Annotated in this window: 22 protein-coding genes; 7 read left to right on the forward strand and 15 right to left on the reverse strand. The window is 58.9% G+C overall.

The window, feature by feature from the left end; all coding sequences use genetic code 11:
• Positions 1 to 23: 23 nt before the first annotated feature.
• The 4 genes from HYN24_RS09285 to HYN24_RS09300 form a co-directional block, all read right to left on the reverse strand.
• On the reverse strand, positions 24 to 2309 hold the full coding sequence (locus tag HYN24_RS09285) for an ATP-binding protein (protein WP_117608988.1): 2286 nt from the start codon (positions 2307 to 2309) through the stop codon (positions 24 to 26).
• A 19-nt stretch (positions 2310 to 2328) separates the two neighbouring features.
• Entirely contained in the window at positions 2329 to 3165 is an 837-nt protein-coding gene (locus HYN24_RS09290; protein WP_117608989.1) for a phosphate/phosphite/phosphonate ABC transporter substrate-binding protein, read from the reverse strand.
• Between the two features lie 96 nt (positions 3166 to 3261).
• A complete protein-coding gene (locus tag HYN24_RS09295) occupies positions 3262 to 4920 on the reverse strand; it encodes a CorA family divalent cation transporter (RefSeq protein WP_117608990.1) in 1659 nt (552 codons plus the stop codon).
• Positions 4921 to 5053: 133 nt separating this feature from the next.
• Positions 5054 to 6301 (reverse strand): diguanylate cyclase domain-containing protein, encoded by a 1248-nt coding sequence (locus HYN24_RS09300; RefSeq protein WP_117608991.1) that lies wholly within the window; start codon positions 6299 to 6301, stop codon positions 5054 to 5056.
• Between the two features lie 423 nt (positions 6302 to 6724).
• Between HYN24_RS09300 and ilvB the strand changes: the two genes are divergently transcribed.
• Entirely contained in the window at positions 6725 to 8395 is a 1671-nt protein-coding gene (gene ilvB / locus HYN24_RS09310; RefSeq protein ID WP_117608993.1) for an acetolactate synthase large subunit, read from the forward strand.
• Between the two features lies 1 nt (position 8396).
• On the forward strand, positions 8397 to 8708 hold the full coding sequence (ilvN, locus tag HYN24_RS09315) for an acetolactate synthase small subunit (protein WP_117608994.1): 312 nt from the start codon (positions 8397 to 8399) through the stop codon (positions 8706 to 8708).
• A 10-nt stretch (positions 8709 to 8718) separates the two neighbouring features.
• Here the strand turns inward: ilvN and HYN24_RS09320 are convergent, their stop codons facing one another.
• Positions 8719 to 9066 (reverse strand): PilZ domain-containing protein, encoded by a 348-nt coding sequence (locus HYN24_RS09320; RefSeq protein ID WP_162888685.1) that lies wholly within the window; start codon positions 9064 to 9066, stop codon positions 8719 to 8721.
• A 183-nt stretch (positions 9067 to 9249) separates the two neighbouring features.
• On the opposite strand from HYN24_RS09320, the gene HYN24_RS09325 reads away from it, so the two are divergent.
• From HYN24_RS09325 to menC, 3 genes are read left to right on the forward strand one after another with little or no spacing between them, the layout of a single operon-like run.
• Positions 9250 to 12213 carry a 7TM diverse intracellular signaling domain-containing protein gene (locus tag HYN24_RS09325; protein ID WP_162888686.1) on the forward strand — a complete coding sequence of 988 codons (2964 nt, stop codon included), beginning with the start codon at positions 9250 to 9252 and terminating at the stop codon, positions 12211 to 12213.
• A gap of 52 nt (positions 12214 to 12265) precedes the next feature.
• Positions 12266 to 13090 carry a 1,4-dihydroxy-2-naphthoyl-CoA synthase gene (gene menB, locus HYN24_RS09330; RefSeq protein ID WP_117608996.1) on the forward strand — a complete coding sequence of 275 codons (825 nt, stop codon included), beginning with the start codon at positions 12266 to 12268 and terminating at the stop codon, positions 13088 to 13090.
• Complete coding sequence (gene menC, locus HYN24_RS09335) at positions 13087 to 14043, forward strand: o-succinylbenzoate synthase (RefSeq protein ID WP_205421365.1); 957 nt, start codon at positions 13087 to 13089, stop codon at positions 14041 to 14043. Before menB ends, menC begins: the two co-directional genes overlap by 4 nt.
• Before the next feature lie 8 nt (positions 14044 to 14051).
• On the opposite strand, the gene HYN24_RS09340 is transcribed toward menC, so the two are convergent.
• The 6 genes from HYN24_RS09340 to phaC form a co-directional block, all read right to left on the reverse strand.
• Positions 14052 to 14627 (reverse strand): hypothetical protein, encoded by a 576-nt coding sequence (locus HYN24_RS09340; RefSeq protein ID WP_117608997.1) that lies wholly within the window; start codon positions 14625 to 14627, stop codon positions 14052 to 14054.
• Entirely contained in the window at positions 14624 to 15706 is a 1083-nt protein-coding gene (locus tag HYN24_RS09345) for an alkene reductase (RefSeq protein WP_117608998.1), read from the reverse strand. The genes HYN24_RS09340 and HYN24_RS09345 overlap by 4 nt, the downstream gene beginning before the upstream one ends.
• Before the next feature lie 117 nt (positions 15707 to 15823).
• The gene (phaR, locus tag HYN24_RS09350) at positions 15824 to 16381 is read right to left on the reverse strand and encodes a polyhydroxyalkanoate synthesis repressor PhaR (protein ID WP_117608999.1); all 558 of its coding nucleotides are present in this window, start codon (positions 16379 to 16381) and stop codon (positions 15824 to 15826) included.
• Positions 16382 to 16519: 138 nt separating this feature from the next.
• Positions 16520 to 17263, reverse strand: coding sequence for an acetoacetyl-CoA reductase (gene phbB, locus HYN24_RS09355; protein WP_117609000.1), 744 nt, complete (start codon positions 17261 to 17263; stop codon positions 16520 to 16522).
• 49 nt (positions 17264 to 17312) lie between these two features.
• Positions 17313 to 18053 (reverse strand): acetoacetyl-CoA reductase, encoded by a 741-nt coding sequence (gene phbB, locus HYN24_RS09360; protein ID WP_117609001.1) that lies wholly within the window; start codon positions 18051 to 18053, stop codon positions 17313 to 17315.
• A 23-nt stretch (positions 18054 to 18076) separates the two neighbouring features.
• The gene (gene phaC / locus HYN24_RS09365; RefSeq protein WP_205421366.1) at positions 18077 to 19804 is read right to left on the reverse strand and encodes a class I poly(R)-hydroxyalkanoic acid synthase; all 1728 of its coding nucleotides are present in this window, start codon (positions 19802 to 19804) and stop codon (positions 18077 to 18079) included.
• 112 nt (positions 19805 to 19916) lie between these two features.
• Here phaC and HYN24_RS09370 point away from each other — a divergent pair, with 112 nt between their 5' ends.
• Positions 19917 to 20147 carry a hypothetical protein gene (locus HYN24_RS09370; RefSeq protein WP_117609003.1) on the forward strand — a complete coding sequence of 77 codons (231 nt, stop codon included), beginning with the start codon at positions 19917 to 19919 and terminating at the stop codon, positions 20145 to 20147.
• Here HYN24_RS09370 and HYN24_RS09375 read toward each other — a convergent pair.
• From HYN24_RS09375 to rluD, 3 genes are read right to left on the reverse strand one after another with little or no spacing between them, the layout of a single operon-like run.
• Positions 20088 to 20855 carry a ZIP family metal transporter gene (locus HYN24_RS09375; protein ID WP_117609004.1) on the reverse strand — a complete coding sequence of 256 codons (768 nt, stop codon included), beginning with the start codon at positions 20853 to 20855 and terminating at the stop codon, positions 20088 to 20090. The two genes, HYN24_RS09370 and HYN24_RS09375, sit on opposite strands and share 60 nt — an antisense overlap.
• 28 nt (positions 20856 to 20883) lie before the next feature.
• A complete protein-coding gene (gene pgeF / locus HYN24_RS09380; protein WP_117609005.1) occupies positions 20884 to 21621 on the reverse strand; it encodes a peptidoglycan editing factor PgeF in 738 nt (245 codons plus the stop codon).
• Entirely contained in the window at positions 21614 to 22570 is a 957-nt protein-coding gene (gene rluD, locus HYN24_RS09385) for a 23S rRNA pseudouridine(1911/1915/1917) synthase RluD (protein WP_117609006.1), read from the reverse strand. Before rluD ends, pgeF begins: the two co-directional genes overlap by 8 nt.
• Positions 22571 to 22622: 52 nt before the next feature.
• Here rluD and HYN24_RS09390 point away from each other — a divergent pair, with 52 nt between their 5' ends.
• Positions 22623 to 23396 (forward strand): outer membrane protein assembly factor BamD, encoded by a 774-nt coding sequence (locus HYN24_RS09390; protein WP_117609007.1) that lies wholly within the window; start codon positions 22623 to 22625, stop codon positions 23394 to 23396.
• Positions 23397 to 23481: 85 nt separating this feature from the next.
• On the opposite strand, the gene HYN24_RS09395 is transcribed toward HYN24_RS09390, so the two are convergent.
• Entirely contained in the window at positions 23482 to 25707 is a 2226-nt protein-coding gene (locus HYN24_RS09395) for a bifunctional (p)ppGpp synthetase/guanosine-3',5'-bis(diphosphate) 3'-pyrophosphohydrolase (RefSeq protein WP_117609008.1), read from the reverse strand.
• Positions 25708 to 25767: the final 60 nt, after the last annotated feature.

A 25767-nucleotide genomic window follows, 5' to 3' on the forward strand; every position in this document is an offset into this window, starting at 1 on the left:
CAGGGCCTGCCCAGCGCACCCCGTCAGTCCGGCTGTCGGTCAATGACATGCCGGGTCAGCACCGCCAGTACTTCGCTGATCTGGAATGGTTTTGAAACATAGTCATCCATACCGGCAGCAAGACAGGTCTCACGATCCACGCCACTGGCATTGGCGGTCAGGGCGACGATCGGAATGCGCCGGCCAGAAGCCTCGTAACGTCTGATCTGCCGGGTTGCCTCGACCCCATCGAGCGTCGGCATCTGCATATCCATCAGAATGATGTCGAAATTCTGACCATCCGCCATATACGCCGCGACTGCCTCCTCGCCGTTGGTCGCCAGATGCACGGCATGTCCGTGTTTGCGCAACAACCCGAGGGCAACCTTCTGATTGATCAGGTTGTCTTCTGCCAGCAAAATGCGTAACGGACGCATGCCGCTCGCCAGGGTCGGTGTCGATGGCTGGGCGGGCATGACAACATCGGCTTTGCGTAGCGGAATATTGATGCGGAAAGTACTACCCTGACCAACCGTGCTTTCGGCCGAGATCCGGCCACCCATCAAGCCAACCAGATGCGAAACGATGGCCAGTCCAAGGCCAGTACCGCCGTAGTTTCTGGTCGTCGAGTGATCGGCCTGGGTAAATGGCAGGAAGATGCTGCCGAGCTTTTCGGCCGGGATGCCGATACCGCTGTCGATGACCAGAATCTCAATATCAACCTTCCCGTCGGGCCGGCCTTCCCCTGCCCGCGCAACAAGCTTGACCACGCCATCGCGAGTGAATTTGATGGCGTTTGTCATCAGGTTGGTCAAAATTTGACGCAATCGCGTCGGGTCACCCAGCAAACGTTCGGAAAGCCCCGGGGATATCTCGCAAACCAGCTGGACGTTGCGCGAAGCGGCCGACGCATTGAGGATTCCCTGCACGTCGAGGATAAGTCGTTCCAGTTCGAATGGAATCAACTCCAACTCCATTTTGCCGGCCTCGATTTTTGAAAAATCCAGAATGTCGTTCACGATAGTCAACAAGGTGTCGGTCGACGACCGTGCCAGCAGGAGGTATTCCCTTTGCTCGTCGTCAAGTTGCGTGCCCAGCACCAACTGCATCATGCCGATGATGCCATTCATCGGAGTACGAATTTCATGGCTCATCGTCGCCAGAAACGACGCTTTGGCCTGGGTTGCTGCCTCTGCCGCTTCCTTGGCGGCAAGCAACTGCTGGGCGGCATATTTCTCGCGGCTGACATCGGAGAATATCCATAGTTGTCCAAGGATCTCCTCGCCCGACGCACGCACCCCGACGCGATGCAAGGTCAGTATCCTGCCGTCGGACAAGAATAGTTCGCGCCGCAGGTTGCCTTGATCCGCCGCCCAGTCTTCGGCATTGCTGACCAACGATTTTATGCGGGCTAGCAGTGTTGTCAGGGGAAGTCCGCGCGACAGGGTAGTAAAGTCCTCCAGGTGCCACAGCCTGGCAAAAGCCTGATTGGTGTAGACCACCTTGTCCCATTGATCTGAAAAGAGAACGCCAAACTCCATCGCCGCAAGCAAGGCGTCGAGACGCGCATGCTCCAGCCGGCTCGCCTCCGCCAGTTCTGCCATCTGGTTGCGCGCATCGGTGAGCAGATTGACCCGCTCCCGCACCGCCCCCGACATGGCGTTGAAGGCTGCGCCGAGACGACCCACATCATCGTCACCTTCGGGAACCGGCGGGGGCGTCAGCTTCCCTTCGGCCACCTCGCGACTGGCTCGCGTCAAGACGGAAAGCTGGCGCGTGATCAGCAGCCCGAGAAAAGCCAACAGACCAGCGGAAAGGAGGAGTTCGCCGGCGGCGATAACCAGCCCCTGGGTCAGCAGATTTTGCCGGGCGGCGATGATCTCGGTCAGATCCAGACCAAAGTGAAGCGTACCGAGGCGTTGCCCGGCCAGGCTGATCGGGCGTTCGACGTCATAGCGCGGGAGATGCTCGGTGATATCGAGATCAAACCGCTCATCCGGTACTGGCAAGGGCTGATCTCGCGACCAGCCGGCAATCGCCACCACGCTCCCCCGAACATCGATGACCGCCAGATAATTGATTCCTTTGGCCGAATGACTTTCATCAAGAACAGCCTGCACCGTCGCGTAATCCGACTGGGCCAGCGGTGCCACCAGGGCTGCATTGAGAATCGGTGCAATCTGTTCAGCCTGAACCCTGGCCTGTTCGCCCATATGGTCGCGCAGCAGGCGCAGGCTGTTGCTGATCAGAAAAAAAAGCATCGTCGCTTCGACCAGCAAAGCCAGAAGCAACAAGCGGCCGCGCAGGGATCTCCAGAAAGCGACTTTCATCAGAATTCAGCTAAACAGATCATTTGCTCTGCTTTAAGGCCTGCCTGACCTCGTTGGCATAGGGTGTCATTTCAACCAGCTCACGAGGATCGAGCTTGCGGTATCCATCGAGCTTGTATTTCTGGAAATACTGTTGCGCCTCGGGCGTCTCGGCAAATGCCCACAACAGAGAAATCACCTTGTCCTTGATGGCCGCATGGCGTTTATTCAGGAGATAAACGCGGCCAGCCAGGGGCAGGCTTTCACTCAGAATGCGCAATCTGTCGCGAACCGCCGGCTGCAGGTTCTGATAATTGGCGAGCGACGTCATCCCGGCACTCCCCTCGCCGTTCAATACCAGTTGCGCCACGCTGTCCGAAGCACTGACATAGCGGATATTGACGTTGGCAACTGAATTTCGATGCAGCCAATGCTGCCCCCAAATGGTCACCAGCGAGGCTGGTGACAGTCCAATCACAGTTGTGTTGGCAAGATCTCTGGGCTCGCGGTAGGAACTGCTCGACGCCACCAGGAGCACCGCCTTGAAATCTGTCCGGTAGGTCAGCAAGGGCAGGTAAGCCGCATCGGTTTCGAACAAGCGGGCCTGATGCCCAGTCGTCACCGCCAGGTCATATTGTTGCTGAATGCCTCGCCGGGCATATTCGGTAAAGTCGCCGGCCGTCACAATTTCGACCGGCCGTCCAAGTGCCTTCTCGAGATAGACGCGCAAGGGCTGATACATTTCCAGAATGACACGCGCACTGGTGTGCGGGGCGATGCCAATGCGGAAAGCCGACTGAATCTCGGCTGCACCAAGCGTATTACACAAGCCGAAAAGCAAGGCGAATGAGAGAGCAAAGAGAGACTTCAGACGCATCAATATCCTTTCGGTTTGCAACACTGCAGACACACTTAGGTATATTAATTCTGAACTCAAAGAAATTGACAAAATTATTGGCTGATCAGGCCATAGTCAGCGTTCGCTCTTGCCAACCACCCCCCACAGCGCCCGGAACTTTCCGCCCAGCGTCAGGCGTTCGTCCGACATGGCCTCAAGAAAATCAGACAGGCGTTTCGACTTGGCCACGGCAAAAAGCACCAGCACGACAAAAGTGGAGGTGGCGAACAGCCCGTGCAGGCTGCGCTCGAGGATAGTCCCCTCGCCAAAGGGAATGATGTTCATGCCGAAATAACCGGTGGTGACGGTGGCAATCAAACCCAGGATGGTGATCACGGTCAGCCGGACAACCGTATTCGATTGGCGACGCTGCGAATCACTGTCGAGGTAATGACTCATCTCTCGGATTTCGTTGCGGACATCGTCGTACAACGCATCGTTGCGCAGATGGTTGGAACACAGCCGGTACATGGCCTGCACGTGCGGCCTTTCGGAAAGCTCGTGAAACCAGTAGCGGTGGGTAAAGCGTAGAAAGGTTTCAAAATTGGCACGGATCCGGCGCTTGAAGCGACGGACCGAATTATCGTCGCGGATATCGAGGTCATTGACCGCATCGACGAGAACCTCGGAAAAGGCCAGCAATGAAGCCCGATGCAGGTGGGCAATCAGAAAAACGAGGAAATACTGATGGCGAAACTGAGCCAGAACGCCGCGCTCGCCATCGATGAAAAAGGGGAAAACAGCATCACCGACGACAGTGAAGGCATTGCCGGTGCACATGAATCGGGTGTTCGGGCCGGCCTCGCTGTCAGTCCAGAAACGATCATGGCAATAGCGTTTTTCAAACTCGATGACGCCCGGTTCGTTGATCGGCAAAGTCTCGTTCGGATGCAACATCGTGGCCAAGCCAATCCGCACCCAGTCCTCGCGACTCAGGCGGCGGGGCTGATCGATGGCCAGATAAGCCATGACCGGCATGCGCTGGTACTCGATCAGCCGGTAACGCAGGTCACCCGCCTCGTCCGAATGCGCCAGCACCATCGGCCGCAACAGGCTGGCCCAGTGCTCGGAAATACAGGGGCTGCGATGCTGGCAGACATAGCTCAGGTATTTCTCCCGTTTTTCTGCGTCGGAGCGGGCCACCACCTCACCGTCAAGGCCGATCCACTCGGCCAGATAAACGTTGTGCAGGCCCTCGCCCCCCTCCTCCCAGCCAGACGGATAGGCACGCCCGAAACGGAAGAGGATATCGCGCACGGTCGCCAGCGGCAGATCGTTGCCACGAACTTCCAGATTGAGCTGGACGATATCCAGATCATGGAAGAAATACAGATCAAGATGGACGATATTCAGCTCGACCGGTACCTGCCCCTTGCGCAGCGTCAGGCGCAGCTGGGCGATATCCTTGCGCCGGAAGACATGCATCGGCGACCCGCCCGGCGGATCATCCGGCGAGGAATTGCGCGAGCGGCCTTCACCGTAGAGAAACCGCTGAACGTAAGGCAGGAACGAAACAAACTCCCGGTAATGGCGCTCCTTGAACTGACCCGGGTCGTCCATGAACTCATCGTCGATGCGTCGCCACGGATGGGTTTCACTACGCGACTCGAAAATCTCCCAGTGCCGACCCTCGCTACCGGTAATCGCCAGCGGCTGAAGTTGCAGCGGCCAGACAAGACTGGCGTGAAAAAGCCGAACGCTGCCGTTCTCCGGATTTTCCTGCAGGTGGGTCATACGCTTTTTCCCCGTGTGGACGCCTCATGCCGATCAACCCGACATGCTTCAATGGCACGAAGTATCCAACAAAACGGCCGACAATGAAAAAAGCCGGCATCAAGCCGGCCTTGCTGTCTGACGATGACCGGGCTCAGGTCACCATGCGCTCAGCCCGTGCCCGATCCCACAAGCGCTTGTTCATGTCCTCAATCGGCAGTTCAAAACGGAAATTCTTGTCGAGTTCCCGCAGTATCGGCATCAGTTGCATGCCGACCGTACCCAGGCAAGGCCGAAGAGCGGCAGGCTCAATTGTTGCCAGTAACTCCTTGAGTTGCCGCGCAAATGCAGCGCATTTTTCCGGATCGGAAAAGGCCTGTTTCGAGGTCACCACCACCTGGTTTCCACCCGCGCTGACTGCTGCATCAAGACGGTCATAGGCCAGTTCGAGGACGCCCCGCTCGGTCAACTCGACGCCGTCATCGGGGACGACGGCGACACCGACACTGATGGTCAGGTGAATGCGCTGACCACTGACGGATATTTGTGCACTGGCCATCGCCTTGCAGACCCGGTTGGCGAATCCGGCGCAGACAGAAGGCGTGGTCGAGCGCGTAACGATGACTACCCGGCCGTTGGCCAACTGACCAATATAGTCCTCCGGGCGAATTTTGCGCGACAACAGGAAACAGAATTTCTGTGCCGAGCGGAAGGCCAGTTCCGGTCCATAGCTTTGAACCAGATCATCATAGCCATCAAGGCCAAAAGCGAGCACACCGACGCCATGACCATCGCGCGCCTCGGGCACATTGGTCGCCAGGTACTCCTCCAGCATTTCCTCGGCAAGTACGGTATCTTCGCTATAGCTACCATCTTCACTGGGTTCGTCGGCAGGAGGGTTCAACAGCCGGGTGATATCTCCCATGATGTTGCTGATACCGATATCCGACTGTACCTGGAACTGCCCCGCCTGTTCGTCGTCAGCAGGTGCCGGCTGACGCACCTCGGCAGGATCTTCTCGCCAATCCATCGCGGCAGCCACGATGCTTTCGATCGAGGGGTCGGTCACCCCTTTGACCACAAATCCGGTCACCCCGCTATTACGTGCTTCTTCCCGATCCGCCTCGGAATAGGTATTTGAGACAGAGAGGAAGAAAGGGACATTCTTGAGGCGCGACAACTTGCTTTCGCGCAGGCGGGCGATCAGGCTCGACTCACCCTGGGCACTCTGGCTGATACCGGATATGACCGCGACAATGGCGCTGTCGAGCACCATGGTCTGCCATGCCGATTCATCATTTGGCTCGTCACGCACTTCAAAACGGTTTGACAACTGCTTGGTTAGCGATGCACGTACTACTTTTGATGCATCAACCACCAGAACCTTGCGCTTTTTTGTCATTTATTTCCCAAATTCGCAAATTTTTCAATTGCTTATTGCGTCTATCTCAGTCTATTTGAAGTTTCAGCGGCTGACTACTACTTTAGGCAAAGAGACAATGCCATAGAAATATTTTCCCCCGGTATTTTTCTAAAATTCAGCCTGAATGTTGATTTTTCTGGATGGCTCATTCATAGTTCGCACACTGTTTTTTTATCCGATCCCCAAAGAATCCATGTCGATACGCCGCAACTTCTGCTCCGCCCCTGCCTGTGCTGGGGAACTGGTCGTCGTTCGCGTAGTCGTAGCAGGCGTCGTTACGTACGCGCCGTCGCGGATCGGGTAAGCAGAGCAGGACAGAACCCCAACCCCCGCCGGCGCAAACCGGTGGGGGTTTTGTTTTTGGAGCCCGCCGGTTGAGCCACCAACCAAAAGGAAGACTCCATGACAGAAACACTTACCGGCGCCCAGATCACCGTGCGTCTGCTCGAACGCCAGGGCATCTGCACCGTTGCCGGCATTCCCGGCGGCGCCATCCTGCCCATCTACGATGCGCTCGGGCAGTCGACCGCCATCCATCATGTCCTTGCCCGTCACGAACAGGGGGCTGGTTTCATGGCCCAGGGCATGGCCCGCGCCAGCGGTCAGCCAGCGGTCTGCCTGGCCTCCTCCGGCCCCGGTGCAACCAACCTGCTGACGGCCATTGCCGATGCCAAGCTCGACTCGATTCCGGTAGTCGCCATCACCGGCCAGGTGCCCAAGGCGATGATCGGTACTGATGCATTCCAGGAGGTCGACACCTACGGCCTGAGCCTTCCGATCACCAAGCACAATTTCCTCGTCTCATCGGCCGAAGAATTGCTCGAGGTCATCCCCCGAGCCTTCCGGATCGCCGCCTCCGGCCGGCCGGGGCCGGTCCTCGTCGACATCCCGAAAGATGTCCAGACGCAGGCCATCGAGATCAGTGAATGGCCGGAACCGGGTCGCGCCGAACTTCCTCCTCCGGCCAATCCGCAAATGATTGCCGAAGCCGCCGCGATGATCAACGCTGCGGCCCGCCCGATTCTTTACCTCGGTGGCGGCGTCATCCATTCCGGCGCGTCGGCGGCCGCCATCCAACTGGCTGAAAAATCCCGTCTGCCGACCGTGATGACCCTCATGGCGCTCGGCGGAATGCCGGTCGATCATCCACTGGCGATGGGCATGCTCGGCATGCATGCAGCGCGCTACACCAATCTGGCGCTCGATGAATGCGACCTGCTGATCGCCGTCGGCGCCCGCTTCGACGACCGGGCCACCGGCAAGGTCGCCGCCTTCTGTCCGCAGGCCAAAATCATTCACATCGACATCGACCCGGCCGAACTCGACAAGATAAAAACCGCCCACATTGGCATCACGGCCGACATCGGTGAAGCACTCAGCCAGTTGCTGCCAGCCGTTGATGAACAGTCGCGTGATGTCTGGAATGAACGCTGCGATGCACTGAAAACGCAGTTCCCCCTCGACATGACCGGGGCCGACAATCCACGCTCACATTTTGGCCTGATTGGCACCATTGCTGCCTGCCTGGACGACGACGCGATCATTGCCACCGACGTCGGCCAGCATCAGATGTGGGTCGCCCAGGCCTACCCGCTGCGCCGACCGCGCCAGTGGCTGACCTCGGGCGGGCTCGGGACGATGGGATTCGGATTGCCCGCCGCCATTGGCGCAGCGCTGGCCGAACGCGAGCGGACGGTGGTCTGCTTTACGGGCGACGGTTCGATCATGATGAATATTCAGGAACTGGTTACCGCCGCCGAGGAGAACGTCAATATCAAGATCGTGCTCATGGACAATGCCGCCCTCGGCCTGGTCCATCAGCAGCAGACCCTGTTCTACGGAGAACGACTGTTTGCGTCGCAATTCCGGTCATCACCCGATTTCATCCGAATTGCCCAGGGCTTCGGCATTGCTGCCGTCGACCTCGACGCCTCGGAAGATCCCGCCACCACACTGACGGAGGCCATCAACCGCCCTGGCCCCTGCCTGATCCATGCCAGTATCGATACCGAGCAGAAGGTCTATCCGATGGTGCCGCCGGGTGCCGCCAACCGCGACATGATTGGAGCCTGACATGAACGCCATCAACCGTAACGAACAGAATGCCCTGGCCCGCGCCGTGCTGGAAATCGACGTCAACAACCACGCCGGTGTCATGTCACATATCGTCGGCCTTTTCTCGCGCCGCGCCTACAACGTCGAAGGCATCCTCTGCCTGCCGGTCGGCGATGGTCGCCACAGCCGCATCTGGCTGCTGGTCAATGAAGACCTGCGGCTGGCACAAATGATGAAGCAGGTGGAAAAGCTCGAGGATGTCACCGCCATCTGCCGGCACAACGCCGACCATGCAGTATTTCAGGATCTGGAGAGCTTCTTCCGGCCCTAAACAATAACCCTCAGGAAGTTGCCGGGGCTTCCCGGCACTTCCGCTTGTATTCGCGGATCAACTCAAGCTCGTCGTCGCTGATCGACTCAAAGCGCAGGCCGACCAGTCGGCGCTCCCCGAAGCGACGCGTGCGCATCACGCTGACGTAGGCTTCAACGCGCCCGCAGAGATCAGGGGAATCAATACGGCAGACGCCCACCTCGCCACTCGGTTTGGCACCGAGAATGGCGGCATCGATCAGTACGCCAATCCCCGAAACAGAAATGTCGGCCGCCGGCAAATCAAGATGATGCCCACCCAGGCTCAGGTAGACATGGCCCTTGAGATACACGCGAGGGGAGCGGCGACGTTCTTTCACGATTGGGTTCCGGCAAAGAGTCAGGTAGACATTCTCACATGCGCCGAGTTCAAACGCACGGAGAAAACAACAGGTCGATGGGACAAATGCAGACGGCAAAGTCAGGTCGGCCATGCTGTGCCGAACCGGCATTTGTCGATGGCATTTCGCGTAGAATCTTTGAAAACGAGTTTCCACCAGACCATGCCACTTATACGCACGCTATTTCTTGTCCTCCTGCTCACCGTGCTGCCGGCCCACGCCGAAGTCCGGCTAACAGTCGAGACGTCCGAGGTCCCTCTCAGACCTCATGTCGAGATTCTGGAAGACAAAAGCGGGCAACTCGAACTTGCCGATATCGAACGACCCGATGTCGCAGGCCAGTTCGCGACCATACCCGGCAGCAACGACCTCAATTTTGGCTATACCCAGTCGACCTACTGGCTGCGCCTGAAACTGATGCCGGACGCCCATGCGGCCTCCCGCTGGCTGATCGAAATTGCCTATCCCTCGCTGGACGAAGTCAAGCTCTATACCCGCCACGGCAATGACCTGATCGAGGTAACCAGCGGCGACCACCAAGCATTCTCGGCCAGACCTTTCATCCACCACAACCTGATCTTTCCGGTTGAGCTGACCCCGGGCCGCGAGCAGACCGTGTACCTCCGGGTCCGCTCCGAAGGCAGCCTCACGCTTCCCCTGACCTTATGGTCGCCCGCAGCGCTGCACACCCATGACCAGAATGAATACACCATCCTGTCGATCTACTTCGGCATGTTGCTGGCGCTGGGGCTGTACAACCTGCTGCTCTATTTTTCCCTGCGGGAAAAAATCTATCTCGCCTATGTGCTATGCCTGACCGGGATGGTCATTGCCCAGTTGTCGGTGCTCGGACTCGGCAATCAGTTTGCCTGGCCCACGCTCCCGGTCTGGGGCGATGTCGCCCTGCCCGTCGGTTTCTGCCTGACCGGCTACTTTGGTGCCCTGTTTACCCGACTGTTCCTGAACACCGGCAGCAACTCGCCAACCTCCGACAAACTACTACGCCTCCTACAGTTCTTTTGCGTCGCCACGGCCCTGATCACGACCTTTTATGGCTATCGGCCCGGCGCTATCGCGACCGCCATCGTCGGCACAACCTACTCGCTGGTTGCCGCAGCCTGTGGGCTGGTTGCCCTGAAGCGACGTCAGCCTGGGGCAGGTATCTTCTTGACGGCGTGGACCCTACTCCTGATGGGGGTTGCCATGTTGTCGATGCGAACCCTCAACTGGGTACCGACTACACCATTGACCACCTACGGCATGCAGATCGGTTCCGCTCTCGAAATGCTCCTTTTTTCCTTTGCCCTGGCCAACCGGATTCATATCTTGCGTCATGAAAAGGAACTGGCGCAGGGAGAAGCCCTACGCGCCGAACGTCTGGCCAAGGAGGCATTACAGCACTCCGAGAAGGAGCTTGAGGCGAAAATTGCCGAACGCACCGCAGAACTGGCTGAAACGACCGAGCAATCGCGCCAGCTGGCAGCCTTGCTGCGCCTGATGTGCGACAACGTCCCCGACATGATCTGGGCAAAAGATCTTGAAAAACGCTATCTTTTCGCCAACAAGGCGATCTGCGATGGGCTACTGATTGCCAGTGACACCAACGAACCTGTTGGCAAGAACGACCTGTTTTTTGCCCTGAGGCAACGGGCCAGCCATCCCGACAATCCGACGTGGCACACCTTCGGCGAGCTTTGCCAGGACAGTGACAGCATCACTCTGGAGCGAGGCCAGCCGTCGTCGTTCGAAGAGTTTGGCAACGTCAAGGGCAGCCATCTTTTCCTGGAGGTCCGCAAAGCCCCGTTCTTCGATGAAAACGGCAAGCTCATCGGGACCGTCGGCTCAGGTCGCGATATCACCGAACGAAAGCAGATCGAAACCGAGTTGGCCCGACACCGCGACCACCTTGAAAACCTGGTGGCCGAGCGAACCGCTGCCCTGTCGATTGCCAAGGAAGCAGCGGAAGCAGCCAACCGGGCAAAAACCACCTTCCTGGCCAATATGAGTCATGAACTGCGCACCCCGATGAATGGCATCATGGGCATGAACGCCCTGGCCCTGCGCCGAGCCACCGATCCCGTGCAGATCGAACATCTGCACAAGGTCAAGGGGGCATCAGAGCACCTGCTCAGCATCATCAAGGACGTTCTCGACATCTCCAAGATCGAAGCCGAGCGCATGGAACTCGACCTTGTCGACTTCGAGTTGTCTACACTGCTCGAGTCGCTCGACGCGCAAGCCAGTCCCCTCGCCCACCAAAAAGATCTCCGTCTGGAAATCAATGGTCCAGGCAACCAACCTTGCAGGTTCACCGGTGATGCCACCCGCCTCAGACAGATTCTGCTCAACCTGACCAGCAATGCCATCAAATTTACCAACCATGGGACCGTCACCGTATCGTCCAGCGTGGTCGAAGAAAATCGGCAATCCGCGTTGATTCGCTTCGAGGTACAGGATACCGGCATTGGCATTTCGGCTGAGGATCAACCGCGGCTGTTCAATGCTTTCGAGCAGGCCGATAGTTCGACCACCCGAAAATACGGCGGTACCGGACTTGGCCTGGCAATCTGCAAGCGCCTCGTCCAGTTGATGGGTGGCAATATCGGCGTCGACAGCCAACCCGGAGAAGGCAGCACCTTCTGGTTCGCGGTGCGGCTCGCCAAGGCAGCTGCCCCTACGGCGGCAGACCTCAGTCAGCAGGCAACGCCCATCGAAGAACAATTTCGCGCCAGCCACGCCGGCGTACGCGTCCTGCTCGCCGAAGATGAACCCGTCAACCAGGAGGTGGCCCGCGAGTTACTGGAGTCGGTCGGCCTCATCGTAGACATTGCCAATGATGGCGTCGAAGCCGTTGCCATGGTCAAACAGGCCGACTACCGGCTGGTCCTGCTCGACCTGCGCATGCCCAACATGAATGGCTTCGAAGCGGCGAGGGCCATCCGGGCACTCCCCGGCCGGGAAAAAACTCCGCTTCTGGCACTCACCGCCAATGCTTTCTCTGAAGACAAGGCGCTGTGCACGGCCGCCGGTATCGATGAGCATATCGGCAAGCCAGTGAAACCCGAGGCGCTCTTTGCCACCCTGTTCAAATGGCTGGCCGTATCAGGCAAGGCCATCGAGAACTGATCGGCATGCGCTCCCCGCTATACTTCGCACTTCGCCATCGACCACTGCCAATATGACCGACAGCATCTGCTGGAACAGCGCTCACCCGTACACCGATATCCTTTACGATACCGCCGAAGGCATCGCCCGCATCACTATCAACCGGCCAGAACGTCGCAACGCCTTTCGCCCGGAAACGGTTAGCGAGCTGATCGATGCCTTCCACCGCGCCCACCGCGACAACAGTATCGGCGCCATCATCCTGACCGGGGCCGGCCACGAAGCCTTCTGTTCCGGCGGCGACCAGACAGTGCGCGGGGCGGAGGGCTATATCGACGAAGGCGGCACACCGCACCTCAACGTCCTCGATCTGCAGATGCAGATTCGCCGATTGCCCAAGCCCGTGGTGGCGATGGTTGCCGGCTTTGCCATCGGCGGCGGCCACGTCCTGCATCTCGTCTGCGACCTGTCGATTGCCGCCGACAACGCCCGCTTCGGCCAGACCGGCCCGCGTGTCGGCAGCTTCGATGCCGGCCTCGGCGCCGGCCTCATGGCCCGTACCATCGGCCTCAAGCGCGCCAAGGAAATCTGGTTGCTGTGTCGCCAGTACGATGCGGCCACGGCGCTCGACTGGGGACTGGTCAACGCGGTCGTGCCGGTCGACAAGCTGGAAGAAGAAACGGTGAAATGGTGCCGCGACATGCTCAAGCTGTCACCCATGGCGCTGCGCATGATCAAGGCGGGTTTCAATGCTGATACCGATGGCCTGGCCGGCATCCAGGAACTGGCCGGCAATGCGACCGGCCTTTTCTACATGAGCGAAGAAGGCCAGGAAGGCCGCAATGCCTGGCTCGAACGTCGCCCGCCGAATTTCGGCAAGTATCGCAAGCGTCCGTGAAACTGGTTGCCGCCGACTGGCTGCCCTACGCCCTGCCGCTCAACCGCCCGTGGCAAACCAGCCTCGGCAAAATCGATCAGCGGCAGGGGCGCCTGCTACGCCTGACATCGGCTGAAGGGCTGACCGGCTGGGGAGACTGTGCGCCGCTGCCGACATTCGGCATCACCGAGCCGCTGGCCACCGCCTTCGCGGAAGAATGCGCCCACCTTGATCTACAGGCCCAGCAAGCCGGATTACCCCTCAACGCCTGGTTAAGTGGCGAGCCGCCGGTCACCGGGCTCAAGGTCAATAAGAACCTCGGGCCAATCGGCAATGTTGACAGGGCTATGCTGGTGGCCGCGGCAGACGCGGGCTTTTCCGTGGTCAAACTGAAACTTGGCCAGTTCCCTGTGGCCGAAGAAATTGCCGCCCTGCAACAATTGGCCTGCTATCTCCCACCCACCTTGGGCCTTCGCCTCGATGCCAACCGTGCCTGGTGCGTTGCCGATGCACAATCCTTCATTGCGGCCTGTGCCGGCCTGCCCATTGAAGCACTGGAGGAGCCACTCGCCGAGCCGACCCCGCCATTGCTGGCAAAGTTGCAGGCCAGTGCGGCCTTTCCGCTGGCTATTGATGAATCGGTCGAACTCCTTGACGCCGATTTCTTCCGCCACCCGCCGGTGCGCCGCATGGTCATCAAGCCGGCGCGCCATGGCGGGCTTCTCAGCAGTATCGAACTGGCGCTACGGGCGCGGGCTTCGCGCCTTGAGGTGATCATCACCTCAAGCTTGGAAAGCAGCTGCGGCCTGCTCGCCTGCGCCCATCTGGCCGCTGCTGTGGCGCCCGCTGCCGTGCATGGTCTGGCCACGGCCGAATGGCTGGCCGAAGATACCGGGCGCGCGCCACGCATCGCCAGCGGATGCATGGCGCTACCGACCAGCCCCGGCCTCGGTTTTCAGGCTCTCAAGACCTAGGTTTGCCGCTACAGGCCAAGACGGCCCTGCGTCGTAAATACCTTGTCGACCACACCATGGCCGATGGCTTCAAGGTGGTCCAAGATACCCGACGCAAAACCGCTTAGCCTTTCCCCGGTCAGCTCAGCCCAAAAGCTGGCGACATCGCACGGTGTCAAGGGATGGCTTGTTCCGTCAGGCAAGCACAGACAGGCATCGAAACAGCCCTGCCAGTGGTCACCCGGCGCATAACGCGAGCCAATGTATTGAATCTCGTGCGCAGCCTCGTCTTTTTTCAGCGGCGACCACACGCCAAGCGCATTGCAGATAAAGGCACTACCGTCAGGCAACGGAAGACACAAGGCCGAGCGCTTTTCCTGGTGATGAAAATCCAGGTTGAAGCAAAGCGTGGCCAAGCCTTTGTCACGCAAGGCCGGCAACACCCGCTGCGCAATCAGCCACGACTCGATGGTGGTAGTTCCACCCATGATCAGCCCGGCCAGGTCGACCCCACCTTTTGCCAGATCGACCAATGAGCCGGCACTTTGCGGCCAATCAAATGAAATCGGCGTCACCGGATCGCACTGACTCAAGACAAGAGTCATTTCGCTGACAAGGCTGGATAGTCGGTATAACCACGCTCTTCACCACTATAGAGCGTCTCGTAATCTGGCTGATTGAACGGCCCGCCACGGCGGAAGCGCTCAACCAGATCAGGATTGGCCATGAGCAGGCGACCATAGGCAATGGCGTCAGCTCCACCACTCTGCACGGCTGCACTGCCGCTGGCAAAATCGTAACCGTTGTTGCGAATCAGGTTGCCCTGGTAGTTGGCCCGCAGCCGGTCATAATCAAAGGGCAGCCATTGTGCTTGCGGCGCCCCGCCGGCTCCTTGCAAAAGATCGAGGAAAGCCAGATTGAACCCATTGAGTTGCTCGACTATGTACTCGAAAGTTGCCTGCGGATTTTCATCGCTGATATCGTTGAACGGCGTCACCGGAGACAGACGAACCCCGACGCGGTCGCTGCCGATCGCGGCGCACACGGCGGTCAGCACTTCCAACAGCAGACGCGCCCGGTTTTCCTTGCTGCCACCGTAAGCGTCGGTACGTTGATTGGTCGATGACCGCAGGAACTGGTCGAGCAGATAACCGTTACCGGCATGTACCTCGACACCATCGAAACCTGCCACCATCGCCTGGCGTGCTGCCTGCGCATAGCTGGCAACAAGCCCCGGAATCTCCGCCGTTTCGAGAGCACGCGGGGTGACGAAATCCTTCATTGCCTGACCGGTAAATACCTGGCCGGCCGCCTTGATGGCCGAAGGTGCAACGGGCAATACCCCGCCAGGCTGCAGGTCCGGATGTGAAATACGACCGACGTGCCAGAGCTGGATAGCGATCTTGCCGCCAGCCGCATGCACGGCACTCGTCACCTTTTGCCAGCCGGCGACCTGCTCATCGCTATGAATGCCGGGGGTCCGCGGATAGCCATGGGCTTCCGGAGAAATCGGCGAGGCTTCCGTAAGAATCAGACCGGCACTGGCCCGCTGGCGATAGTATTCAGCCACCAGATCGGTCGGCACGTTACCAACACCGGCTCTATTTCGCGTCAGCGACGACATGACGACGCGATTGCTCAGATCAATGGCACCGAAACGGGCCGGGGAAAACAGATCGGTCATGGGAAATCTCCAGTCAAATACAGAAAGGGAGATTGTGACCGAATAGTCGGCAAGCTGTTCAAAGAAAACGTCTTTGGCTTGCCGAAATGTCCGGACCGAGTGCGGCCCGGAAAGCGCTTATTCCGCTTTGTCGCCCGGGTTGTACTGAAAGCCGGTGAACATTGTCCGCGTCTGGGTCTGCATCTGGTCCTGCATCGACTGGAACATTTTTTTTGACTGATCCATATAGGCGGTCATCATGTTCTGCATGGCCGGCTGCTGGAAGTTCAGGAACTGGTTCCAGAAATCCGTCTGCATATGGGTGTTGTCGCCACCGTTTGGACCGTACAGGGTACGGGACTGCTCCTGCAACTTGCCCTGAAAATCAACGAAAGTCTTCATGTTGTTTTCCAGATACTTGCCCAACATGCCCTGCATCGTGCTGCCGTAGAAGCGGATGAAGCCGGAGAGCAGTTCGCTGGAGAACATCGGCATGCCACCGGATTCTTCTTCCAGAATGATCTGGAGCAGAATGCTGCGCGTCAGATCCTCATTGGTCTTGGCATCAAGAACCTTGAAAACCTCGAACTTGAGGACCAGTTCCTTGACGTCACCAAGCGTGATGTACGCACTCGTCTTGGTATCGTAAAGACGACGATTGGGGTATTTCTTGATCAGGCGTACCGGTTCCGACATGCTTTGATCCCTTAAGACAGTTTTGTGTGCAGCGCAACATTATAGCAAAAAAAACGGGCGCTTAAACGCGCCCGTTCCTGTTGCATTGCAAAAATTCAGCAATATTTCATGCTGAATGTCACAAGGCTGTGCGGCAGATTACTGGTAGTACAGACCACCGTTGATGTTCATCGTCGCGCCGGTCATGAAGGCAGCGATGTCGGAAGCCAGGTAGGCGCAGGCGCCACCGATTTCTTCCGGCTTGGCCAGACGCTTCATCGGCACGGTGTCGATGATCGACTGGAGAACTTCCGGCTTGATCGCCATAACCATCTTGGTGGCAACGTAGCCAGGGCAGATGACGTTGACGGTCACGCCCTTGGCAGCCAGTTCAGCAGCCAGTGCCTTGGAGAAGCCGATAACGCCAGCCTTGGCAGCGGAGTAGTTGGTCTGGCCAGCCTGACCCTTGACGCCGTTGACCGAGGAGATGTTAACGATACGACCCCAACCGCGCTCGGCCATCTTGGCGGAGACTTGCTTGGTCATGTTGAACAGGGAGGTCAGGTTGGTAGCGATCACTGCATCCCAGCCGTCCTTTTCCATCTTGGCGAACATGCGGTCACGGGTGATACCGGCATTGTTGATCAGGATGTCGACCTGGCCACAGGCGGCTTCGGCTTCGGCAACCATCTTCTGGCAGTCTTCCAGCGAGGAGACGTCACCGGCAACGCAAACCAGATCCTTGAAGCCGGCTTCAGCCATCTCGGCCAACCAGGCGTCCTTGTTGTCAAATTGCGGGTGATACGAAGCGACCACCTTGTGGCCAGCCTTGGCCAGTTCCTGACAGATTGCGGTTCCAAGACCACCCATAGCGCCGGTAACGAGAGCAACACGTTGTGTCATAGTTTTTCCTTCCTTGATTAGATAAAGCGGGGTAAAAAGAGTACGCCGGTCAGAACATGTGCTGACCACCGTTAATGGAAATATTGGCGCCGGTCACGAAGGCTGCTTCATCGGAAGCAAGGTAGGCGACAAGGCCGGCGATTTCTTCCGGCTTGCCCAGTCGATTGACCGGAATCTGCGGCAGAATTTTTGAATCGAGGATTTCCTGCGGGATGGCGGTGACCATCTTGGTGCCGATATAGCCCGGAGAAATCGTGTTGACCGTCACGCCCTGCTTCGCCACTTCCAGGGCCAATGCCTTGGTAAAGCCATGCATGCCGGCCTTGGCTGCCGAGTAGTTGGTCTGCCCGAAAGCGCCCTTCTGCCCATTCACCGACGAGACGTTGATGATGCGTCCCCACTTGCGTTCGACCATGCCATCCATGACCTGCTTGGCCATGTTGAAGACCGAATCGAGATTGGTGTGGATGACAGCATCCCAGTCACCCTTGGTCATTTTCTTGAAGGTCATGTCACGCGTTATGCCGGCGTTGTTGACCAGCACGTCAACCGGACCGACTTCACGGGTAACGATGTCGACGCATTCGCGCGCCGAGTCGAAATCGGTCACGTCACACGGGTAGGCTTTGAAGCCGTACCCCATGTTGTTCATGCCCTTGAGCCAGTCCTGAACCTTGGCATTACCCGGTGAATAGGTCGTCACAACCTTGAAACCCAGGGCAGCCAGCTTGATGCAGACGGCCTCGCCGAGACCGCCCATCCCTCCTGTAACCAGTGCAACTCGCGACATATTATTGTCTCCGTGAGAAGTATTTATACCGCGCGCTCTCTGACGTATCTGCCTGGTGCCGGTTCAATCGGCTTGTATTTGGCATTCCCCGGTTTGCGCGGTGCCCGCTGTTCTCCCGACAACGGTTTGAGCCAGTCAGACCAATCGGCCCACCAGCTTCCCTTCTTCTCTTCCGCCGCGACCAGCCAGGCCTCGGCTTCGTTCTTTACATTGTCATTGACCCAGTAGCTGCGCTTGTTCTTGCTGACCGGGTTGATCACCCCGGCAATATGGCCGGAAGCACCCAGCACAAAACGCACCTTGCCGCCGAGAATGCGCGTGCTCTGGTAAGCCGACTGCCACGGCACGATATGGTCTTCGCGCGTGGCCAGCAGGTAGACCGGCATGTCGAGCTGGCCGAGATCGACCTTGGCACCACACATATCAAGCTTGCCCGGCACCCGCAGGTTGTTTTCCAGATACATGTTGCGCATGTACCAGCAGGCGAACGGCCCTGGCAGGTTGGTCGAATCCGAATTCCAGTAGAGCAGGTCGAAAGCCTTCGGCTTCTCGCCCTTCAGATAATTGCCGGTGACGTAGTTCCAGACAAGATCATTGGCACGCAGGAAGGAGAAGGTATTCTGCAGATCGCGGGCGGGCAGCAGGCCGCCCTTGCCAATCGTTCCTTCGCGTGCGGCAACACCCTGCTCGTCGATAAACAGGCCAATCTCACCGGTATCCGAGAAATCGAGCAGCGTGGTCAGCAGGGTCAGCGAGGCCACCGGATCCTCACCCCGCGCCTTGAGAACCGCCAGGGACGAGGTCAGGATAGTGCCGCCGACGCAGAAGCCGAGGGCATTGACCTGCTTGACCTTGGTGATTTCACGGGCAACATTCAGAGCCGTGATCGGGCCCTGTTCAAGGTAATCATCCCAGCCGATGTGACCGTGCGCTTCCGATGGATTGCGCCAGGACACCAGAAACACGGTATTGCCTTGGTCGACCATGAAGCGGATCAGCGAGTTGTCCGGCTGCAGGTCCATGATGTAGAACTTGTTGATGCACGGCGGCACAACGACCAGCGGCCGCGTCGCCACCTTGGGCGTCAGCGGCGAATACTGGATCAGTTGCATCAGGTCGTTTTCGTAGACGACAGCACCTTCGGTCGTTGCAATATTCTTGCCGACCTCGAACACCGACTCGTCGGTCATCGAGATACGGCCCTTCTCGAAATCCCTGATCAGGTTGTTGATGCCATCGGTAATGCTCTGTCCCTTGGTTTCGAGGGCCAGCTTGATGAATTCCGGATTGGTCGCGGCAAAATTGGACGGTGCCATGGCATCTGCCATCTGGCGTGCGAGAAAGCGCATCCGCTCCTTCGCCTTGGCATCCTCGGCCGGGATCACCTCGACCACCTGCTTGAGATACTGGGTATTGAGCAGGTAGGCCTGATGCAGATAATCGTAGATCGGGCTTTCTTTCCACTCCGGGGCGGAAAAACGACGGTCGCCCGGCTCGGGGGTCACCTTGAAGGCTGGATCCTGCCCCGGCTGCTTGTTGAGCACGGACTGCCAGAGCGACATCTGCTGATCCATGAACTGTTTTTGCAGCGCCGTCATCGCCTGCGGGTCGACCGGCGGCGGCATTGCGCCGGCCTGCCCCCCCGCTTTGCCGAGATAGTCCATGAACTGCTGCATCATGTTCTGGCCGTTCTGCATGAACTGCGCGGCAGAACCCGCGAATGCGTCGTTATTGTTCGATCCCTGTGCCATGGGAAGACTCGTCTCTAGTGTTGGGGGGTTTGAGCCATTGGATTCTGCATACCGGATTCAGCGCTGTCAATGAATTTGCATGCATAATTGGGCCCCCATCGAGGTTCCCACCATGTACATTGTTGCAATCGGCTGGCTGTACGTTACATTGCTGATTGCCGTCAACGAACCCAGCGTCGTCGCCGGCATCGTTTCATTCCTGTTTTACGGGCTGCTCCCCTGCTCCCTGCTACTCTGGCTGGGCGGGACAAAAACCCGGCGGCAGCGCCGGGCGCATCGCGAATTACTCGCTAACCAGCGCCTGAACAATGGCGATCGAGGCGATACCGGCACCAATCAATAGTACCTGGAGAATCGACTCCTTCATTTCCGAACGCTTGTGCAGTCCGGGGATAAGGTCGGCCACGGCGACATAGATCATGCTCGCCGCGCCCAGGGCCAGCAGCGACGGAATCCACTCAGTCAGTTCAGCCAGGGCAAAGTAGGCCAGCATGGCACCGACCAGCGTCGCCATACTGGACAACAGATTGAAGGCCAGCGCCCGCAACCGGCTATAACCGGAATGCAGCAGAATCAGATAGTCACCGACTTCCTGCGGAATCTCATGGGCGATGATGGCCAGCGCCGTGACGATGCCCAACTCGGTGCTTTGCAAAAAGGCGGCGGCAATCAGGATGCCGTCGACAAAATTGTGAAAGGTGTCACCAACCAGGATGAGCAGGCCCGAGCGTCCGTGATCATGGGTTGGCGCATGGGCATCATGGGCCTCGCAGTGGTCGTGGTGGCAGTGCCGCCAGAGAACCAGTTTCTCCAGCACAAAAAAGGCCATGATGCCGAACAGAACGGTCGCCGTCGTCCGATGCATATCGCCATGCTCAAGCGCATCCGGCAGGATTTCCAGGAAAGCCGCCCCGAGCAGGGCGCCAATCGCGTAGGAGATCAGCATGTTGATGCGATGTGCGCCCAGCGCGATGCTCAGCGCAGCCGCAGCCCCGACGCTCAAGACGCCGCCAGCCAGGGAGACGGCAATAATCCAGGAAAGAGTGCTCACAGAAATCGGTTCATAGAAAAGCCGCGGATTATACGCCGTCGTCGTCGGCCAGCCAGATCAGCGTCGCCATGCGACCGGTGACACCATCGCGGCGATAGGAAAAGTAATGATCGGGTTGGCTGACCGTACAGGCCTCGCCGCCATAAATGGCTGGCACACCGATGCGCTGCAGGCGGCGGCGTGCCAGCCCATAAAGGTCAGCCAGCCATTTGCCCGGCCCATGCCGGACAAACGCCTCGCCGGAACCAGGATCGTCGGCAACAAAAGCGGCACGCACCTCATCGCCAACTTCAAACGCCGACGGCCCGATGGCCGGCCCCAGCCAGACCAGCAATTGATCGGCCGGGACGTCCATCGCCGCCACGGTCGCCTCAAGCACCCCGCCCACCAGACCACGCCAGCCGGCATGCGCTGCCGCAACGACCGCCCCGCCCTGGTCACAAAAAAGTACCGGCAGGCAATCGGCCGTCATCACGACACAGACCACCCCGGACTGTCGGGCAAAAGCGGCATCGGCCTCGACGGTGTCCGGATTTCGCGCATCGACCACGACATTGCCGTGGACCTGACTGAGCCATAACGGCTCGGCCGGCAAACGGGCACGCAGCGTTGCCCGATTGGCCGCCACCGCTGCCGGGTCGTCACCAACATGGTCACCCAGATTGAAACTATCCCACGGCGCCCGGCTGCAGCCGCCAGCGCGCCCCGTCTGTACGGCGCGGACGCGGGCCGGTGCGGGCCAGTCGGGGACCAGCAGATCAGCCATAGCGCAGCGAGTCGAGCAGGTCGCGCATGTCTTCCGGTAGCGGCACTTCCCACTGCATTTTGAGGCCGGTCAGCGGATGGACCAGGCCAAGGCGGGTTGCATGCAAGGCCTGACGGGGAAACTCCGGAAGTTTCGGATTATGTTTGCCGTAGACCTGATCACCAACCAGCGGATGATGGATGGCAGCCATGTGCACGCGAATCTGATGCGTCCGCCCGGTTTCCAGCGAACACTCGACAAAGGTGGTGTAGGGAAAAAGTTCCAGGATGCGGATATTGGTAATCGCCGGCTTGCCCCCCCGGTTCTCAGGCACGATGGCCATCTTGATGCGCTGCGACGGATGCCGGCCAATCGGCTCGTTGACCGTGCCTTCATGCTTCATGGCGCCGGCTGCCAGAGCCAGATAGATGCGACGAACCGTACGCTCCTGCAACTGACGGACCAGATGGGTCTGGGCCTCAACCGTCTTGGCGACGACGAGCAGGCCGCTGGTGTCCTTGTCCAGTCGGTGCACGATGCCAGCCCGTGGCACCGCCTCGATGCCGGGCACGTGGTGCAGCAGCGCATTCATCAGGGTGCCGCTCCAGTTGCCGCTGCCCGGATGGACAACCAGCCCGGCCGGCTTGTTGATGACAAGCAGGGTTTCATCCTCAAAAACAACGTTGAGCGGTATGTCTTCGGGCAGTTCGGGTTGGCTGCGAATATCGACCGGTTCGCTGATAACGAGGCGCTCACCGCCCATCATCTTGCGCTTGGGCTCGGTCTCTTGCTTGCCATCAACCAGCACGCAGGCATCACGCACCCAGCCCTGCAAACGGTTGCGGGAATGTTGCGGCAAAAGCTCGGCCAATACCTGATCGAGACGCCGTCCATAAGAGGCATCAGGAACGGTCAGGCAGAGCGGTTCAGTTCGGCTATAATCGCCGGAGTTTTCAACAGGATCATTCATGATGCGAAGTTTACCCGCATTCCAGTCATTCCCCGCCCTCTTCCGCGTGCTAATGGCTGTTTTCATTGCTGCTTTCATCGCCGGCTGTGGTTCGCTGGCTGACAAGGCCGACGAAACCACCGGCTGGTCAGCCGGCAAGCTCTATGGCGAAGCCAAGGATGCTCAGGCCGACGGCAACTGGGACAAGGCCGCCAAAATGCTGGAGAAGATCGAGGCCCGCTATCCTTATGGTCGCTACGCCCAGCAGGCGCAGCTTGAACTCGGCTACGTATACTGGAAAGGCAATGAACCCGGTTCGGCACTGGCTGCCTGTGACCGTTTCATCAAACTGCACCCGAGCCATCCGACCGTCGATTACGTCTATTACCTGAAGGGTCTCATCAACTTCAACGAAGACCTCGGCCTGACGGCTTACATCAGCACCCAGGACCCGACCGAGCGCGACCCCAAGGCGGCACGCGACGCCTTCGATTCCTTCAAGGAACTGGTCACCCGTTTCCCGGACAGCAAGTATGCGCCGGATGCCCGGCTGCGCATGAACTACCTGATCAATGCCATGGCCTCGCTGGAAGTTCACGTTGCCCGCTATTACATCAAGCGGGGTGCGTATATTGCAGCCGCCAATCGGGCCCAGTATGCGATCAAGACCTATCCGCAGGCACCGGCCATCGAAGAAGCGATGTTCGTCCTGATCACGGCCTACGACCAGATGGGCATGAACGACCTGCGTGATGACGCTGAGCGCGTCATGAAGAAGACCTTCCCGACCAGCCGTTTCTACAAGGATGGCCTGACGACCAAAACGGCCTGGTGGCATCTCTGGTAAGACGGAAGCCCCGCTTTTATCGAGGACTTTCTTCGTAGCAGGCCAAGCCTGTTACGAAGAACCACCCCGACAGCCGCAGCCCAACTCAGGCGCGGCGCACCCCGACCACCCCTTCAACCTCATGGATGAGGGCCAGGGTCTTCTGCATCTGTTGCAGATTGGTGATCTCGACAGTAAAGCTCATGTGCGCCTTACCCTGCTTGGACTGGGTGTTGACGCCGACGACATTGAGCCGTTCGCGGGTAAATATTTCGGAAATATCCCGTAGCAGGCCCTGACGGTCGTGCGCATCAACAATGATGTCGGCGGCAAAGACACCGGTAGTGGTCAGACCCCAGTCGGTTTCGATGACCCGTTCCGGATGCAGAGCCGCCAGATTTGAAAAGTTCGGGCAATCCATGCGGTGGATGGAAATCCCCTTACCGCGCGTGATGAAGCCCTGGATTTCGTCCGGTGGGGCCGGTTTGCAGCAACGGGCAAGCTGCGTCAGCAGCTTGTCTACGCCAACGATCAAAATTCCCTGATTGCCCTGCACCGGCTTACTTGGCTTGGTCAGCACCTCATCCGGCAACTGGGTTTCGGCGAGCAGGTCGCCACCCTTTGCGACGGCCTGGAACTGGCGCTGATTGAGGTCGCCACGGGCAGCTGCAATATACAGATCGTCAGCGCGGGTAAAACCCAGCTTGTGCGAGAGTTCCTCGATATTTGCCCCGGTCTGTCCAGCCCGCTGCAATTCCTTGGCGATCAGACTGCGTCCTTCGCCGAGCGTTTCTTCGAGCGCTAGGTTGGAGAACCAGGTGCGTACCTTGACCCGGGCGCTCTTGGTGTGGATGTAGCCCTGTAGCGGATTGAGCCAGTCACGCGATGGACCGCCGATCTTGGCCGTGACGATCTCGACTTCCTGTCCCGTTTCGAGTGCCGTATTGAGCGGCACCAACTGGCCGCCCACCTTGGCACCCCGGCAGCGGTGGCCAAGATCGGTGTGTACGCGATACGCAAAGTCGACCGGCGTTGACCCGGCTGGCAGGTCAACCACCTTGCCCTGCGGCGTGATGACGTAGATCGTCTCGTCGAGCGCCGCCTGCTTGTAATGCTTGACCCAGTCCGAACTGTCGGCGACTTCGTCCTTCCAGGTCAGCAGCTGGCGTAGCCAGGCGATCTTTTCGTCGTAGTCGTCCTCGGTCGTCCGCTTGCTGCCTTCCTTGTAGCGCCAGTGGGCGGCGACACCGAGTTCGGCATGCTTGTGCATTTCCCAGGTACGGATCTGGATTTCCAGGCTGCGCCCGTCCGGGCAACGCACGGCAGTGTGCAGGGAGCGATAATTGTTGCCCTTGGGGTTCGAGATGTAATCGTCGAATTCCTTGGGAATCGGCAGCCACAGGTTGTGCACGATGCCGAGCGCGGTGTAGCACTCGCGCAGATCGTCGACGATGATGCGCAGGGCGCGCACGTCGTACACTTCCGAGAACTCTACGCCCTTCTTGCGCATCTTGTTCCAGATACTGTAGATGTGCTTCGGCCGGCCGTAGATTTCGGCGTTCTGGACGCCAGCCGCTTCGAGTTCGGTGCGCACTTTGGCCACGGCATCGACGATGAACTGCTCGCGCTCGCTGCGTTTCTCGTCGAGCAGCTTGGCCAGCTTCTTGTAAGTTTCCGGGTGGATGAAGCGGAAGGACAGGTCCTCCAGCTCCCACTTCAGTTCCCAGACACCGAGCCGGTTGGCCAGCGGTGAATAGAGTTCCAGGGTTTCGCGGGCAACCTCGACGCGCAGGTCATCATCGGGGTTTGAGGCGTAGTAGCGCAGGGTCTGCGTCCGGCTGGCTAGACGCAGCAGCACGACACGGATATCTTCGACCATGGCCAGCAGCATCTTGCGCAGGACTTCGATCTGCGCCTTCATCTCGGTCGGATTGACTTCGCCAGCCTCGACATTGGTTGCGACAAAGCCTTTGGTAATCGGGCGCAAGCGGTTGAGCCGGGAAATTCCGTGCACCAGATGCGCCGCCGGTTTGCCAAACCGCGCTTCGATAGTGGCGACGCCATGCTCGTCCTGAGCCGGAATGGCAAAGAGCAGTGCCGCAATGCGTGATTCGGCATCGAGCTTGAGGCCGGCAATAATCACCGCCATGCCCAGCGCGTGTGACCAGATACGCTCGCCACTCCCCAGCGTGCGCTCGCCATAGGCCGACCAGGCAAACTCGACAGCCGATCTGAGACGCTCGGCATCACCCGTCGGCAAACCCTCGCCGAGGGTAGCGAGAAACTGATCGAAGTCGCTCAGCGAAGCGACAGAATGGACGACGGAAACCATGAATGGAATTATAAGTCCGATCACTCTGGGGTGGCGCGGCTAGCGGAAATTTGCTCTCCA

Origin of the sequence: Dechloromonas sp. HYN0024 (genome assembly GCF_003441615.1) — a bacterium.
Classification (GTDB): domain Bacteria; phylum Pseudomonadota; class Gammaproteobacteria; order Burkholderiales; family Rhodocyclaceae; genus Azonexus.